This window comes from Paenibacillus agricola (assembly GCF_011440305.1).
Lineage (GTDB): Bacteria > Bacillota > Bacilli > Paenibacillales > NBRC-103111 > Paenibacillus_S > Paenibacillus_S agricola.
The window spans coordinates 19,155-34,186 of the sequence record NZ_JAAOIW010000020.1 but is presented as its reverse complement, the minus strand read 5'-3'; the positions used below and the strand labels follow the sequence as shown (position 1 = coordinate 34,186).

Below are 15,032 nucleotides of genomic sequence, written 5' to 3'. Positions count from 1 at the left end.
GTTTTCATTAATGCTTATTTCGCGAATTGTTTCTCAGCGTCATCCAAAGACATTTTGCTGCCCAGTGCGGAATAATCCAGCCATGGTTGGTCAGGAATCATGTAAACATTTTTATTTTTAACGGCTTTAAGTCCCTGCCAAATCGGATTGCTTTCAATTTGCTTGAACAGCTTGTCGGAGGCTTCATCTCTGTTCACGATAACGAAGATCGCATTTGCATCATAATCCGGCAATACTTCTTGGGAGATCACGTCAAAGGCTTTATCCTTGCTTACCTTTTCCACGCCTTTGGCCGGCTTTAAAGCCAAGTCTTCAAAAAGCAGAGGCCCCATAGGGCGTCTTGTTCCAAATACGCGAAGCTCCTTGGCTGTAACACGGACGGCCATAACCGTAGCATCCTTGCCAATCTTAGCATTGATTAGTGCTTTGACACGGTCTTTTTGGGCTTCATAATCCTTAATAAATGTTTCTGCTTGCTGCTCGCGGTCTGTTAGCTTGCCGATTTTTTTGAGATGGTCACGCCATGTGCCTTCATCAAGATCAAATACGACGGTTGGCGCGATCTTTTCGTATTTGGCAATATCGGTTCCGGCATACATTTTATCCAGGTAAATGATTTCAGGCTTCAGCGATAAAATAGCTTCCATATCGGGCTCGGTAACTACGCCCAATGGTTTGGTGTTTTTCAAGCGGTCAGCTACGTGGGGCAGGAAAGCCTTAAGATCGCCGCCAATCACAGAGCCAACTGGGGTAATGCCGAGTGCCAGCAGGTCATTCGTTAAATGGATGGAAACGGAGGCAATCTTAGGCTCTTTGGCAACTGGCTTTACGGCAGCTCCTGCAGGGGTTGTGGCCGGAGCTGTTGCAGATGCAGCCGGAGCAGAAGCTGCCGGAGCTGCCGGAGCTGCCGGAGTTGCTGCCGGTGCGGCAGTCGGGGCAGCGGTTTGTCCGCAAGCGGATACGATCAACAGGGATACAATGCTTGTAAGAATTAAAGTCTTTTTCATATAGCCTCCTAAGTTGTTTAAGATTTGGTTTTGGCAAGCAAATAAAGAAAGTAAGGTGCGCCAATCGCAGCGACGACAATCCCTGCGGGAATGGCGTTAGGCTGGAACAAGGAACGGCCAACCGTATCCGCGACGACCAGGATGACCAGGCCAATAAGGCCGGCAATCGGCAGGAAATGCTGGTGCATCGGCCCCACGAGCCGGCGTGCCAGATGGGGGGCAACAAGACCAATAAATCCAATACCGCCAGCCACCGCTACACTGGCACTAGATAAGGCAACAGCGGTCATCAATAGTAACAAACGCTTGCGGTGTACAGCAGCCCCGATCCCAACTGCAACCTCATCGCCAAGTGAGAAGGCATTTAAGGTTTTGGATTGAAACCAGGCATAAGGAGCAAAAATAACAATCCAAGGAAGCAGCGCCATCACATGAATCCAGTCTCGCCCCCAAACATTGCCGACCAGCCACCTGGCCGTGAAGGCATAGGTAGTTTCGTCCAGAAGAAGCGAGAAATATAGCGTAATGGCACTAAAGCCCGCAGCCACGGCAATGCCGATAAGGATAAGCCGGATAGGCAGCAGCCCTTTATGGCGGTCATAAGCCAGGATCACAATTAGAACGGCTGTGAGCACGCCGCCTGCGAAGGTGAATAAAGGAATAAGAATGGCGGACGATTCCTTCATCGAATGAAAAAAGCTGACAAAAGCGATCAGCCCGAGCGCAGAGCCGGCATGGAGCCCCAAAATTCCGGGGTCTGCCAGCCCATTCCGGGATATGCCTTGCAAAATGGCGCCGGATACACCTAAGCCGATTCCTGCCAGCATCGTGATCAAAATACGCGGCAGCCGATAATCGAACAAAACGAGCTTGTCATCTGGCGTGCCATAGCCAAGAAAGGTTTGGATGACATTCATCGGCGGCAGCCGGATCGTGCCTGTGTTCAAGCTGATTAATACCGCAATCGTGCAAATCGCTATCAAGATCATACTAACCTTGATAGTTCGCTTTTCTCTGTTGTGGGCTTGCAGGCTCATTATAGGCTTCTCCTTTCTTTACGAGCTAAATAAAGAAAGAAAGGAACACCAACTAGTGCGACCATAATGCCAAGCGCGAGCTCTCTTGGAGGATTAACCATACGTGCACCAAGATCAGCGACAACCAGCAGCACCGCACCTAATAAGGCGGATAACGGAATAATGAAGCGATAATCGACGCCAACTATTTTGCGTGCTATGTGCGGGATGACCAGGCCAACAAACCCGATTGACCCGACAGCCGAAACGGAAACGCCAGCCAAGAGCACAGCTCCTGCCATACCAAGCACCCGAATCCGTTTGGTCTTGACGCCCAGATTGACCGCAATATCTTCACCTAAGGAAACGAGCGAAATTTGCCGCCCCAAGGCAAAAGCCCCAATAAGAGTAATGCTGATAACCGGTACCAGCAGCTGCAAATGCGACCACTTGACCCCCGCTACACCGCCGGCATACCAGAAGGCCAAATCCTGAGCTAAATTGTAATAGATCGCAATGCCTGAGCTGAGTGAATGCAATAATGCGGCTACAACGGCACCAGCGATCGTTAAACGTAACGGAGTTAACCCGCCTGCGGAGGAACGTCCCAACAGAAAAATAAATACAGTACTCATCACAGCCCCTGAAAACGAAAGGGCAATTAAAGCCGAATAAGGTAAATTCGGAAAAAACGCAAAGCTAAGCGCCACCACAAAAGTCGCACCCGCATTAATTCCTAATATGCCCGCGTCAGCCAATGGATTCCGCGTTACGCCTTGCATTAAGGCGCCCGCAACAGCAAAAGCCGCTCCCATGGCTGCTGCTCCAAGCACACGCGGAAGTCGGAGCTCATGGATAATCTGGTGTGCTGTTAATGCTGGATTATACTGGATAACAGCTGACCAAACAGTACTTAGTGTCATTTCCTTTGCACCATACGAAATGGCAATAAACATGGATACCAGTAAAACGAATATTGCAGCTGCAATAACCAAGCTAAAGGTAATGGGATTTAAACTCGAAGAAGCTTTGATTTTTGTCATTCCCCTTACATAGTAAACATATGAAAATGATTATTATTATCAGTCGAAATTATACGTTTATTTGGTTGGAATAGCAAGAAACTTTTGCGAGAATAGTCAGATGAAATTACGTTAGGGTAGCTTTAACCCGCAGAAGTTTTAGGATCGGTATTAGCGCTCGAAGAAGGAATAGCAAGATCTCATATTGACAAGCAAGGCATCCCATGATAAAATGAACGCGTGTACATAATGCGTGATTAAGCTGAAGAGGGGGATGGTCTTATAGTAACCAGGAAGGAAGTTGCTGAGCTGGCGGGCGTCTCCGAAGCTACCGTTTCCCGTGTATTCAACGGCGTAGGGCCGATGAAGGCACAGACGAAGCAACGTGTGCAAGAGGCTGCCCAAGCACTAAACTACCACCCCAACGCGATAGCCCAAAGCTTTGCCCGCCGTAAAAGCGGTAATTTGGGCGTTGTGCTTCCTTATGTGCCTAAGGTTCATTTGTTTTCGACGTACTATTTTTCCGAGGTATTAAGTGGGATCGGTGCCAAGGTGAAGGAGAAGGGCTATGACCTTCTGCTTTCCTTTCGTTCCCTGGACGAAGAGAGCGATTACATTGAGCGGTTCCGTTCACAAAAGGTGGACGCCTGCATCATTCTAGGCGCCAGTGATACACCTAGTGAAAGAGCCCAATTGAAAAGGCTGGAGGCAGAGGGGCATTCATTTTGCCTAGTTAACCAGCATTTTGCTGGCGAAAGCTTCAATGAAATCGATGCCGACCATATCGGCGGCAGCTACCAAGCGGTCAAGCATCTGATGGAAAAAGGCTACAGGCAGATTGCCTTCGTTAATGGATCGGCGCAGTTTTCCAACAGCGCAGACCGCTATGAAGGCTATACGAGAGCGATGCGGGAAGTAGGCAAAGACTCAGAGGAGCTGCATAAGCTTTACTATGAAGGCAACTACAGCCGTACAAGCGGCTACCGGATGGCTGCGTCGCTGTATGCACGCAGGCATGAGATCGATGCGATCTTCGCCGCTAACGACCGGATGGCGATCGGGCTGATGCAGGGCTTACGCGAGCTCGGCTGGGAAGCGGGCAGGGACGTTGCGGTTGTCGGCTATGACGACTCCGACGTAGCCCGCGTGACCGATCCGCCACTTACCAGCGTGGCGGTCCCGTTTTATGAGATGGGCAGCCTTGCCGCAGAGCGGCTGCTGGCACAGGTCGCCGGCGAGCCGGGCGGCTTTCAGGTGAAGCTGGACACCGAGCTTGTGGTGAGGCAGTCCAGCAGCAGGAGCGCGATGGAGTGAGGAGCGGTGGCGGGAGAGCTTGGCGAGGAGTCGCTGGGCAAGAGCGTGACGGAGTGAGAGGTGTGCACAGCGGGAGAGCTTTTAGCGAGGAGTCGCTGGGCAAGAGCGTGACGGAGTGAGAGGTGTGTACAGCGGGAGAGCTTTTAGCGAGGAGTCGCTGAAGTGCCTGAGCGAGAGATACGCAGCTTGCTTGCGATAAGTCCAATTTTGAAGGAGGCCAATGGAAAATGAAACAAGTAAACATCGGGATGGTTGGTTACAAATTTATGGGTAAGGCGCATAGCCATGCTTATCGTGATTTACATATGTTTTTCCCGAAGCTGGCAAAGCCGATGATGAAGTTGATTTGTGGCCGTGATGAGCAGGGCGTTGCCGAGGCGGCCGAGCAATTCGGTTGGGACGGTTATGTGACGGATTGGCGTGAGCTGCTGGAGCGCGATGATATCGATGTTATCGACATTAATGCGCCAAGTAACGCACATATGGAAATCGCGCTGGCTGCCGCGAAAGCGGGCAAGCATATTTTCTGCGAGAAGCCATTGGCACTAACGTTGCCCGATTCAAGGGAAATGCTGAAAGCTGCCGAGGATGCAGGCGTGAAGCATATGGTCGGGTTTAACTACCGTTTTGCGCCGGCTGTGCAATTGGCCAAAAAGCTGGTCGATGAAGGTCGTTTAGGCGAAATTTATCATTTTCGCGCTTGGTTTCTACAGGATTGGATCGTTGATCCGGATTTTCCGTTAGTATGGCGGTTACAGAAGGAGATAGCAGGCTCGGGCTCTCACGGTGATCTTGGTGCGCATTTGATCGACTTGGCACATTATTTGGTCGGTGGAATGACAGAGGTCATCGGGATGAGCGAAACGTTCGTGAAGGAACGCCCGCTACCAACAACGATGACAGGCTTAAGCGCCAAGGGAAGCAAAGACGCGCCGAAGGCGCCTGTTACCGTCGACGATGCGACGTTATTCATGAGCCGGTTCGAAAACGGCGCGCTGGGCAGCTTTGAGGCAACCCGCTTTGCGCCAGGACATCGCTGCACAAATTCATTCGAGATTAACGGCAGCAAGGGCAGCGTGAAGTTCGACTTCGAACGGATGAATGAGCTGCAGGTGTATTTCTCAGACGACGCCGAGGATGTCCAAGGCTTCCGCCGCGTATTAGCGACCGATCCGTCGCATGCCTACATGGATGCTTGGTGGCCTGCTGGCCATACCATCGGTTATGAGCATACATTTATCCACGAGGTCGTGGAGCTGATGCAGGCAATAGAGGAAGACCGCCAGCCCGTTCCTAATTTCGTGGATGGCGTGAAATGCCAGGAAGTGCTTGAGGCCGTAGACCGCTCGATCGCCGAGCGCCGTTGGGTGCGAATCGACGAAGTATAGGCTGGGAGCGGGAAAGAAAAGCTGAACCGAAAACGTTCAACAAATTAAGAACAAAAGGAGCACTCATCATGAAAAAAGCATTGATCGTCCAAGGTGGCTGGCAGGGCCATGAACCGAAGCAGGTAGCTGAAATCTTCCGCACCGTATTAGAGGAAGAAGGCTTTGAGGTGGAAGTATCCGATACACTGGAGGCATTCGCAGATGCTGAAAAGCTCTTAGGGCTCGACCTAATCGTACCGGTATGGACAATGGGCGAGATCGATAAGCAGCTTGCCAAGAATGTATCCGAAGCCGTCCAAAGCGGCGTAGGTATCGCAGGCTGCCATGGCGGTATGTGTGATTCGTTCCGCAATAATGTGGATTGGCAGTTTATGACGGGCGGCAATTGGGTTGCTCATCCCGGCAATGATGGCGTGGAATATGTAGTGAATATTAAAGGCAGCTCCAGCCCCTTAGTTGAAGGGATCGAGGACTTTACTGTAGTAAGCGAGCAATATTACTTGCATGTAGATCCTGCTGTGGAGGTGCTGGCAACGACACGTTTTCCAGTAGTGGAGGGCCCGCATTCGTTGAATAAAGCGGTTGATATGCCGGTAGTTTGGACGAAAAGATGGGGAGTAGGGCGTGTATATTACTGTTCGCTAGGACATGTTGCTAATATTGTCGATATGCCAGAGGTGAAGCTATTAATGCGTCGTGGCTTCCTGTGGTCGGCAGCAGGCAAAGCTTTGGCCAGCACAACAGCTGCAGCAGCTCAATATTCAGGCATGGGCGACAGCCAAGTATAAAATCGGTACAGGACAACAATCAACCCGTTTAAAATTAGCCAAAAGAGAAGGAGCATCAAGAATGAAAAAGGTACGTATAGGGATTATCGGATGCGGTAAAATCAGTGCGATTTATTTTAAAAACTGCCAAACATTTTCAGCGTTGGAGGTTACCGCTTGTGCAGATTTGAACGTGGAGAGAGCTAAAGCAAGTGCAGAGGAGTTTGGTATCGCCAAGGCTTATTCCGTGGCTGAGCTGTTGGCGGATCCGGAAATTGAACTGGTGATCAATTTGACAATTCCAGCCGCCCATGCGGACGTGTGCATCCAAGCGCTTGAAGCAGGCAAGCATGTGTATGTAGAAAAACCACTTGCTGTAACGCGTGAAGAAGGCCAACGGATTTTAGCGGTAGCTAAGGAAAAAGGTTTATACGTGGGCAGTGCGCCGGACACCTTCCTCGGTGGCGGTATCCAGACTTGCATCAAGCTGATTAACGATGGCTGGATCGGGACACCGGTTGCTGCCAGCGCATTTATGATCGGGCGCGGCCACGAGCATTGGCATCCGGATCCGGAGTTTTATTACGCGCTTGGTGGCGGTCCTATGTTCGATATGGGTCCTTATTATTTGACCGCATTGGTTGCCTTGCTCGGACCGATTTCCAGGGTAACCGGCTCAGCCAAAATTTCATATCCAGAACGGACAATTACGAGCGCACCGAAATTCGGGCAAACGATCAAGGTCGAAACCCCAACCCATGTTGCGGGTGTACTTGATTTCCATAGTGGCGCGATTGGCACGATCATTACAAGCTTCGATTCCTTTGGTGGGTCACAAGTACCACGGATGGAGATTTATGGTAGTGAGGGTACATTAAGCGTACCCGATCCGAACACATTTGGTGGTCCTGTATTAGTGCGCCGCCATGATGCGAAGGAGTTCAGTGAAGTTCCTTTGGTCCATGGCTACTCGGATAACAGTCGTGGTCTTGGTGTCCTTGATATGGCATTCGCGATTCGTAATGGCAGGCCAAACCGCGCAAGTGGTGAGCTAGCCTACCATATCCTTGAAGCGATGCATGGCTTCCACGATGCTTCGGAGCAAGGCAAGCATTACACCATGCACAGCACATGCGAGAAGCCTAAGCCAATGCCAAGTGGGTTGGTCAGAGGCATACTGGATTAATATATCATAAAAATAAGCAGCACTTATAAAAGTAGCCACTATGAAGAAACTAGAGCTTTAGGACTCTGGTTGCTCATAGTGGCTTTCTTTTTGACTTAAGCTAAATGCTCCTTTAAAGCAGTGACCATTTGGGCTTGCACGTTTTCTTCGCTATGCTGCCAAATAATCTCGAACAACACACCCAGCCCGGGAAGCACCTGCTCTTCGCCGCCAATGGAATCCTCGATGATACCGAATAATTCCTCATTATTTTTGTCTGTGACGCGTTGAACAATAGCTTGTCTAAGGTTTAAATTCATGGAAGGTTCCCTCGCTTTTCGTGACTAAATTTAATGTGGCTTAGCTTCATTGATTGTGCTCATCGACTTTGTTTAATATGTACCAAACTGTCTTAGATCATGCGATTCCACCGGAATCGTACAGGCGAAGTGTTTTTGATGAAAATTTGAAGAGGATCTTTCTGAAAAAAGATGCTGGCTGCATAGCGGGAAAATGGGAGCTCAGGCAACAATTACTTTGGCATTACTGAAAAATGCTTTGAAGCTTTATGGTATAATAAATAACAATGTAAATAGTCTGTATATACAGTGATCGTATAATAAGATTTGTTGAAAAGAAGGGTGCGGGTGAACGTCCATGAAAAAACAATTTGCAATCATCGGCATGGGCCGTTTCGGCACCAGTGTCGCCAAAACCTTGTCGGGCTTAGGGTTTGAAGTGCTGGCTATCGATAACAGCGAGCAAAGAATGCAGGAAATATCTTCGATCGTTACTCACGTTGTGCAGGCAGATTCGACAGATGAGGAAGCACTGAACGCTCTAGGGCTGCGCAATTTTGATGTAGTGGTTGTAGCGATTGGTGAGGATATCCAGGCCAGCATACTGACAACAATTATCGTCAAGGAAATGGGCATTCCGACCGTTATTGTAAAAGCGCAAAATGAGCTGCACGGCAAGGTGCTGAGAAAAGTTGGTGCTGATAAAGTAATTTATCCAGAGCGTGATATGGGCCAACGTGTAGCACATAATTTGATTTCTACCAATATCATCGATTATATAGAGCTTTCTGAGAAGCATAGCATTGTCGAGCTTAAAGCTTCGCGTAAAATGATTGGCAAAAACCTAAGGCAGCTGGATATTCGGGCGAAGTATGGCTGTAATGTCATTGCGATCAAAACGGGCTCAAGTATGAACATCGCCCCCAATGCCGAGGATTTGATCACCGAAGATGATTTGTTGATCGTGGTTGGGAGCAATGAGGATTTGCAGGATTTCGAAAAAATGTTCGTAGAGTAGCCAAAGCTGGAGCGCGCTTCATGGACTAAAGGGAATACTTGAACTTAAAAGACACTTCCCAACGCGTGTGAATTCTGTGAGCGAGTTGTTAAACTAGGAGCTCAATAAATAAAGAGGAAATGAAGGGGAGTCGTGTAGCGTTGATTACATCTGTACAAAATCCGCGAGTCAAAGCGTGGACGCAGCTGCTGGATCGCAAAGGACGGGATAAGCAGCAGCAATTTATGATTGAAGGCGTGCACCTTGTGCAGGAGGCTTTGGCATCGGGAGCCAAGGTGGACACGCTGGTATTTGCGGAGGAGCGGCAGTGGGAGCTGCCTCCGGGCTTGCTGCTCGAGGCAACGAGCGCAGGCGTGGAATGCGTTGCGGTAAGCGATGCGGTGCTAAGCAAATGCACGGATACGCTAACGCCGCAGGCGGTTTTTGCTGTGCTGCCGAAGCTGAGCTGGGAGCCACAGGATTTACTTGACCTGAAAGCTGGCGGACGGAAGGAAAGCGAAGCCGTTGATATGGCGGGGACTGAAGCAGAACCGGGAGTTGGAACTGGAAATGGAACAGGGGGTACAGCAGGAGATGCAGCTTTATTCAAGCCCCTGGGATTGGTCGTGGTGATAGACGGCGTGCAGGACCCTGGTAATCTCGGCACCATTATTCGCAGCGCGGATGCCGTTGGCGCAACTGGCGTGCTGTTGGGCAAGGGTACCGTAGACCTATACAATCCCAAGACCGTTCGCTCCACGATGGGCTCACTATTTCATTTACCCATTGCTTCGGGAGATTTGCACGCATTGCTGCCCGCCGCGGCTGAACAAGGCGTTGCGATTGTAACGACCAGCCTGCAAGCAACCTCAAGCTGCTACGATTTCGACTTCCGCCGCCCGGTTTGGTTCGTGATCGGCAATGAAGGACAAGGTGTCTCAGCAGAAGTATCTGCCCTTTCAACAGAGCAGATACTTATCCCGATGCAAGGAAAAGCCGAGTCGCTGAACGCAGCTATGGCAGCAACGGTCGTGCTGTTTGAGGCCATGCGGCAGCGGGTTTTTGTAAACAAACAATAATAATGTGTTTTCGTCTGTAGGCGGTGGCGGTTGATACAGTCACAGCGATGTCGGACAGCAAGCTGGTATTCAGGTTTAAGGACTGCTCGGAAGTTGAAAGTTAAATTGCGCAGATTACTACATTCATACCGATGCCTACACCGATGTATAAGTCGGAGTGGGCATCGGTATTTTTATGTTCTTTACATTGTCTGGTTTCATGTAGGCAGAAACTTCTCCATGACTTACTCCTTCAACGACAAATAATGCTTGATCGGAAAGGGAAATGCTGAGCGGGCGATCATCATCTCCGAAGCAGAATAAAAACACAGGACACCGATTTCTCGACGCTTATAATTACCAGCCGGCAAGAAATTACTCGCCGCTCCTGTCTTTCTGCTCCCTCTTTTTCTGTCAGCCAACACGAAAAAAGAGAATGAATCCGTAAGATATCGTTATGAATATTCATCGTACTTTTCAAACAAAGTATTCAATTTAAAATAGTACCTTGACAGACATAGTAGTATGTCGTATTATACAAATACGGAGGTGATTATATGAGCGAGAACAAAATTACATCCGACCTGCTGCGCGGACATACCGATACGATGATTTTACGGCTCTTATCCGAAGCTGACCGCTACGGTTACGAGATTGTCAAGCTGATTGCCGAGCGCTCGGGTGGCGAGTATGAATTAAAGGAAGCCACGATGTACTCCAGCGTCCGGCGGCTTGAGATAGACGGCGATATCGAGTGGTATTGGGGCGATGAATCTCAGGGTGGACGGCGCAAGTATTTTAGGATTACCGATAAGGGCAAAGATACTTACTCCCGCAACAAAAGCAATTGGGAGTATTCAAAACGCGTGCTAGAAAATTTATTATAAGGGAGATTTGATGTGATGAATCAGAAATTGACGAACTATTTGAACGGTGTGTTTACGCCATACGATGGGGTAAAGAGCGTAACCGAATTAAAGGCCGACCTGCTCTCCGATTTGCAGGAGCGATACCGTGAACTCAAAGCTGAGGGAAAAGACGATGAAACAGCGTTTAATATGACCATTGAGAGCATTGGCGACATCGAGGAAACGATACTGGAAGTTGCCAACATCTCCCGCTCTCTGGAGCGGCAAGTGCTGACAAACTTTAGCGCAAGCAACCTGCCAAAGAGCGACTTTGCGGGCGTTATTGCGCATAAAGGACAATTTAATGCTAGCGCGTTACGCGGCTCCGACTTTGCGGGCGCAGACTTGACCTGCAGCTCGTTTAAGAGCAGCGACGTACGTGAAGCCAATTTTGACGGCACGAATCTGACTGACTGTAGCTTATCCGCCCTAGACCTTTCGGATGCGAGCTTCAATGAATCGATCCTTGTACGCACCAACTTCAGCATTTCGGGGCTGGACGGAGCAAAATTCACAGGCGTAAAACTGACCGACGTCACGCTAACCAAGATCGACCTTAGAAAAACAATCTTTGAAGGTTGTATCTTTGACGGCGTGGTCTTCAAATATTCCGACCTGAGCGGGTTGCGTCTTGACGGGCAAACCTTTATCGGCGTTAAGTTTGACAAGTCGGCATTAAACGAAGTTTCGTTTAGGGGCGCTACACTCAAGAATGTGTCTTTTCAGGCGTTTTTTTCGTTGACCAATAAGTATTACCGTGCCATCAAAACCATCTGCTTTGACGGCGCAGTCATGGATAAGCTGACCTATGCTGCGCTTAAAGGCATGGGGGCCGATTTGTCCAAGGTTACTGTTCGATAAGGAGGGGGAAGTTATGCAAAATAATTCGATTCAAGTCATTGGGCTACAAAAGTCCTACAAGCAGCTACAAGTCCTAAAGGGTGTAGATTTCGAGGTGGAAGAGGGCAGTATTTTTGCCCTGCTCGGCTCCAACGGGGCGGGCAAGACAACGGTTGTCAAAATCCTCACCACGCTGCTCAAACAAGACAGCGGAACCGCCACCGTAAACGGATTTGATGTTGCGTCAAAACCGGAGAATGTGCGGCAGTCGATCAGTCTGACCGGGCAATTTGCCGCCGTGGACGAAATTTTGACCGGACGGGAAAATCTTATCTTAATTGCCAAGCTACGATATCTCAAAAACCCGCGTCAGGTTGCGGACGACTTGCTTAAACGTTTCGGCCTGACAGATGCCGCCGAGCGCAGGGTGTCTACTTATTCGGGTGGTATGCGCCGCAGGCTCGACATCGCCATGAGCCTTGTGGGAAAACCGCAGATCATTTTCCTCGACGAGCCGACCACTGGGCTTGACCCCGAGGCACGCATCGAGGTTTGGAAGATTGTCAAGGAGCTTGCCGCCGGCGGCACGACGGTACTCCTAACCACACAGTATTTGGAGGAGGCTGAGCAGCTTGCAGACCGAATTGCCATTCTGCATGAGGGTAGGATTATCGCCAACGGCACGCTTGCGGAGCTAAAAAAGCTGTTCCCATCCGCAAAGGTGGAGTATGTTGAAAAACAGCCGACATTAGAGGAGATATTCCTCGCAATCGTCGGTAAAAAGGAGGGGAAGTAAATGGAGGCGGTAAAGAAACACTTTTTCAGCGATCTGGGTGTTATGCTTGGACGTTCCATGCGCCATATTTTGCGAAGCATGGACACCATTATCACGGTCTGTATCACTCCGATTGCGATGATGCTGCTGTTCGTCTATGTGTTTGGCGGCGCAATCCAAACCGGTACGGATAACTATGTGAACTATTTGTTGCCCGGCATCCTGCTGATTGCTATTGCAAGCGGTATTTCTTATACGGCTTACCGCCTGTTTATCGATGTGCAACGGGGCATATTCGAGCGGTTCCACTCCATGCCGATTTCACGTTCCACCTTACTGTGGGGGCATGTGCTGACCTCGCTAGTATCCAACGCCATATCGGTTGTCGTCATCATTCTCGTAGCATTGATTATGGGCTTTCGTTCGTCGGCGGGGATACTGTCATGGCTTGCAGTAGCCGGCATCCTCGTGCTGTTTACGCTGGCATTAACTTGGGTCGCGGCGATTGCCGGACTGTCCGCAAAATCGGTGGATGGCGCAAGCGCCTTTTCCTATCCGATTATCTTCCTGCCGTTTATCAGTTCGGCGTTTGTGCCGACCGAGTCGATGCCGTCGGTCATTCGCGCCTTTGCCGAAAACCAGCCGGTGACCTCGATAGTGGAAGCCATCCGTGCGCTGCTGTCAGGTCAGCCGGTGGGCAATGATATATGGGTCGCTCTTGCGTGGTGCGTCGGGATTTTGTTCGTAGCCTATTTCTTTGCAATGAGGGTGTATAAAAAGCGGGTGTAAAAAAAGACAGCTTTTTCTGTATTGAACAACAGAGAAGACAGTCCTGTAGAATAAATTCTATACCTATATATAAGGGCACATTGATGAGCAGTATAAAAATACGAATGTCGTTATAAACATGTATACTGGGCTTACATCTAGAGGGTATTTATCCGAGTTATCGAGCTGTGGTCACTAATGTTGAAAAATGTCAGATAACATGGATTTGAGGCGCAAATCCAACGGGATCCGACTAATAAATCGCGAAAAATTTATTGCGATGATTCTCAAATTAAATCTTGGCACAGCTGATGGGTAGGCTTTGGGGTTCTTCAAGATTTATGTCACCTGAAGAATTTGAACTTGGAGCAGAGATTAACGAGAGCACAAATGTGTTTAATATGGGGGCAATTTCTTTTGGACTGCTTGGTGGGGAACTTGATCGGTCATTTACTAAGTGGGAAGCCGGTGAGGAACTTTATGATGTAGCCTGTCGTGCTATAGAAGGAAATAAATCCAAGAGATATTCGTCTGTTGAAGAATTTTATTTTGCTTGGCAAGGCGCCAGATAAAATTATGTAATAAGAATTTAAGGCTCTTGGGTTCGCAAATAAATCCAGGTTTATGACAAAGGGGAAAAGACGATGATTACTTATTCTGTCGATAAACTTCAAGAAGCAAAGTATGTTGCTGATGTGTTTAAGAACTCTGGAATCAAAAGACCCTATGAAGATATTGAGAGGATTAAGAGGATGATTGATAACTCTGATATCCTGGTAACAGCTTGGAAAGACGACAAGATGGTCGGAGTGGCAAGAGCAATAACTGATTTTTCATATTGTTGTTATCTGTCCGATTTGGCGGTTGATAGAGAATATCAGAAACATGGAATCGGTAAAGAATTAATAAAAATGGTACAAACAGAAATCGGAGAAGAATGTTCATTGGTGTTACTCTCGGCGCCTGGGGCAGTTGAATATTATCCCCGTATGGGTTTTGATAGCACGGATAAGGCCTTTGTAATAAAAAGACAGAAATGACAGACGATTAATGCGAATAAAGAAATTAATTATTATCGATACTGCATTGGGCAGTAGATTCCTGAATTAGTTTTCCACCAACTCACCAAAAAATGGAGATATGATCAAGCATCCCTCGACGATCTTCCAGCGACACGAGTGCCAAACAATCACGAAATACTAAATATCATAAATAGGTATACGACAATTGGAATGGATAAAAAACAAATAAACTCAGTAAAAAATCAAGAAACATACAACAATGAGTAAAATAAATTGTTAGAAACGAATTCATTGAGTCAGTCAATAAATGAATGATTTAGGAGTGGCTTGAGTTGATAAATTTGTTTCGGTATAACTGGCTGGTAAGAGATGAATGGTTTGAATTGTGCACGCAAATTCCAAGGAGCTTTCAGCTTCTTGGAGGATTGAAACACAGTTGTTCCTTCAAACATGGACAAACGATTTTGAGAAAGAACTTGTGACCGTTTCATGGACTGAGGGGCGTTACAGCAAGGGCGAAATCTTACATCATGTGATTGCTCATGAAATTCATCATATGGGTCAAATATCCGTCTGGGTACGGGAGTTCGGGATTCAGCCCGTATCCGCGAATGTAATTGGAAGGAACCTCAATAGGAAGGAAGAACATTCTTGAGAAACCCTGAATAAACTTATGAGTGTATTTT

General features: G+C 48.4%; 16 protein-coding genes and 1 pseudogene. 13 read left to right on the top strand and 4 right to left on the bottom strand.

Features of this window, described 5'->3' with window-relative positions:
• Positions 1 to 14: 14 nt before the first annotated feature.
• From G9U52_RS32775 to G9U52_RS32765, 3 genes are read right to left on the bottom strand one after another with little or no spacing between them, the layout of a single operon-like run.
• Complete coding sequence (locus G9U52_RS32775; protein ID WP_166155659.1) at positions 15 to 1,007, bottom strand: iron-hydroxamate ABC transporter substrate-binding protein; 993 nt, start codon at positions 1,005 to 1,007, stop codon at positions 15 to 17.
• Positions 1,008 to 1,024: 17 nt separating this feature from the next.
• Positions 1,025 to 1,996, bottom strand: a complete 972-nt coding sequence (locus G9U52_RS32770; protein WP_243767704.1) for a FecCD family ABC transporter permease — start codon at positions 1,994 to 1,996, stop codon at positions 1,025 to 1,027.
• Positions 1,997 to 2,043: 47 nt separating this feature from the next.
• Positions 2,044 to 2,979 (bottom strand): FecCD family ABC transporter permease, encoded by a 936-nt coding sequence (locus G9U52_RS32765; RefSeq protein ID WP_243767703.1) that lies wholly within the window; start codon positions 2,977 to 2,979, stop codon positions 2,044 to 2,046.
• A gap of 348 nt (positions 2,980 to 3,327) precedes the next feature.
• Here G9U52_RS32765 and G9U52_RS32760 point away from each other — a divergent pair, with 348 nt between their 5' ends.
• The 4 genes from G9U52_RS32760 to G9U52_RS32745 all read left to right on the top strand — a co-directional run bounded on the left by G9U52_RS32760 (position 3,328) and on the right by G9U52_RS32745 (position 7,700).
• Positions 3,328 to 4,359: a LacI family DNA-binding transcriptional regulator gene (locus G9U52_RS32760; protein ID WP_166155857.1), complete on the top strand. Its 1,032-nt coding sequence runs from the start codon at positions 3,328 to 3,330 to the stop codon at positions 4,357 to 4,359.
• A 227-nt stretch (positions 4,360 to 4,586) separates the two neighbouring features.
• Positions 4,587 to 5,747, top strand: coding sequence for a Gfo/Idh/MocA family protein (locus G9U52_RS32755; RefSeq protein ID WP_166155650.1), 1,161 nt, complete (start codon positions 4,587 to 4,589; stop codon positions 5,745 to 5,747).
• 68 nt (positions 5,748 to 5,815) lie between these two features.
• Positions 5,816 to 6,535, top strand: coding sequence for a ThuA domain-containing protein (locus tag G9U52_RS32750; protein WP_166155647.1), 720 nt, complete (start codon positions 5,816 to 5,818; stop codon positions 6,533 to 6,535).
• A gap of 61 nt (positions 6,536 to 6,596) precedes the next feature.
• Positions 6,597 to 7,700: a Gfo/Idh/MocA family protein gene (locus G9U52_RS32745; RefSeq protein ID WP_166155644.1), complete on the top strand. Its 1,104-nt coding sequence runs from the start codon at positions 6,597 to 6,599 to the stop codon at positions 7,698 to 7,700.
• 95 nt (positions 7,701 to 7,795) lie between these two features.
• On the opposite strand, the gene sspI is transcribed toward G9U52_RS32745, so the two are convergent.
• Positions 7,796 to 7,999: a small acid-soluble spore protein SspI gene (gene sspI, locus G9U52_RS32740; protein WP_166155641.1), complete on the bottom strand. Its 204-nt coding sequence runs from the start codon at positions 7,997 to 7,999 to the stop codon at positions 7,796 to 7,798.
• 337 nt (positions 8,000 to 8,336) lie between these two features.
• Here sspI and G9U52_RS32735 point away from each other — a divergent pair, with 337 nt between their 5' ends.
• The 9 genes and pseudogenes from G9U52_RS32735 (at position 8,337) to G9U52_RS32690 (ending at position 15,001) form a co-directional block, all read left to right on the top strand.
• Complete coding sequence (locus tag G9U52_RS32735; RefSeq protein WP_166155638.1) at positions 8,337 to 8,996, top strand: potassium channel family protein; 660 nt, start codon at positions 8,337 to 8,339, stop codon at positions 8,994 to 8,996.
• 140 nt (positions 8,997 to 9,136) lie between these two features.
• On the top strand, positions 9,137 to 10,054 hold the full coding sequence (locus G9U52_RS40415) for a TrmH family RNA methyltransferase (protein ID WP_243767696.1): 918 nt from the start codon (positions 9,137 to 9,139) through the stop codon (positions 10,052 to 10,054).
• Positions 10,055 to 10,590: 536 nt separating this feature from the next.
• The gene (locus G9U52_RS32720) at positions 10,591 to 10,920 is read left to right on the top strand and encodes a PadR family transcriptional regulator (RefSeq protein WP_166155635.1); all 330 of its coding nucleotides are present in this window, start codon (positions 10,591 to 10,593) and stop codon (positions 10,918 to 10,920) included.
• Between the two features lie 15 nt (positions 10,921 to 10,935).
• Positions 10,936 to 11,802: a pentapeptide repeat-containing protein gene (locus G9U52_RS32715; RefSeq protein ID WP_166155632.1), complete on the top strand. Its 867-nt coding sequence runs from the start codon at positions 10,936 to 10,938 to the stop codon at positions 11,800 to 11,802.
• A gap of 13 nt (positions 11,803 to 11,815) precedes the next feature.
• Positions 11,816 to 12,577 carry an ABC transporter ATP-binding protein gene (locus tag G9U52_RS32710; protein WP_166155629.1) on the top strand — a complete coding sequence of 254 codons (762 nt, stop codon included), beginning with the start codon at positions 11,816 to 11,818 and terminating at the stop codon, positions 12,575 to 12,577.
• Positions 12,578 to 13,345, top strand: a complete 768-nt coding sequence (locus G9U52_RS32705) for an ABC transporter permease (RefSeq protein WP_166155626.1) — start codon at positions 12,578 to 12,580, stop codon at positions 13,343 to 13,345.
• A 290-nt stretch (positions 13,346 to 13,635) separates the two neighbouring features.
• Positions 13,636 to 13,896, top strand: a pseudogene (locus G9U52_RS32700) (serine/threonine protein kinase); the annotation flags it as partial.
• A 72-nt stretch (positions 13,897 to 13,968) separates the two neighbouring features.
• Positions 13,969 to 14,364, top strand: a complete 396-nt coding sequence (locus tag G9U52_RS32695) for a GNAT family N-acetyltransferase (RefSeq protein WP_166155623.1) — start codon at positions 13,969 to 13,971, stop codon at positions 14,362 to 14,364.
• 367 nt (positions 14,365 to 14,731) lie between these two features.
• Positions 14,732 to 15,001 carry a DinB family protein gene (locus tag G9U52_RS32690; protein WP_375790305.1) on the top strand — a complete coding sequence of 90 codons (270 nt, stop codon included), beginning with the start codon at positions 14,732 to 14,734 and terminating at the stop codon, positions 14,999 to 15,001.
• Positions 15,002 to 15,032 lie beyond the last annotated feature (31 nt).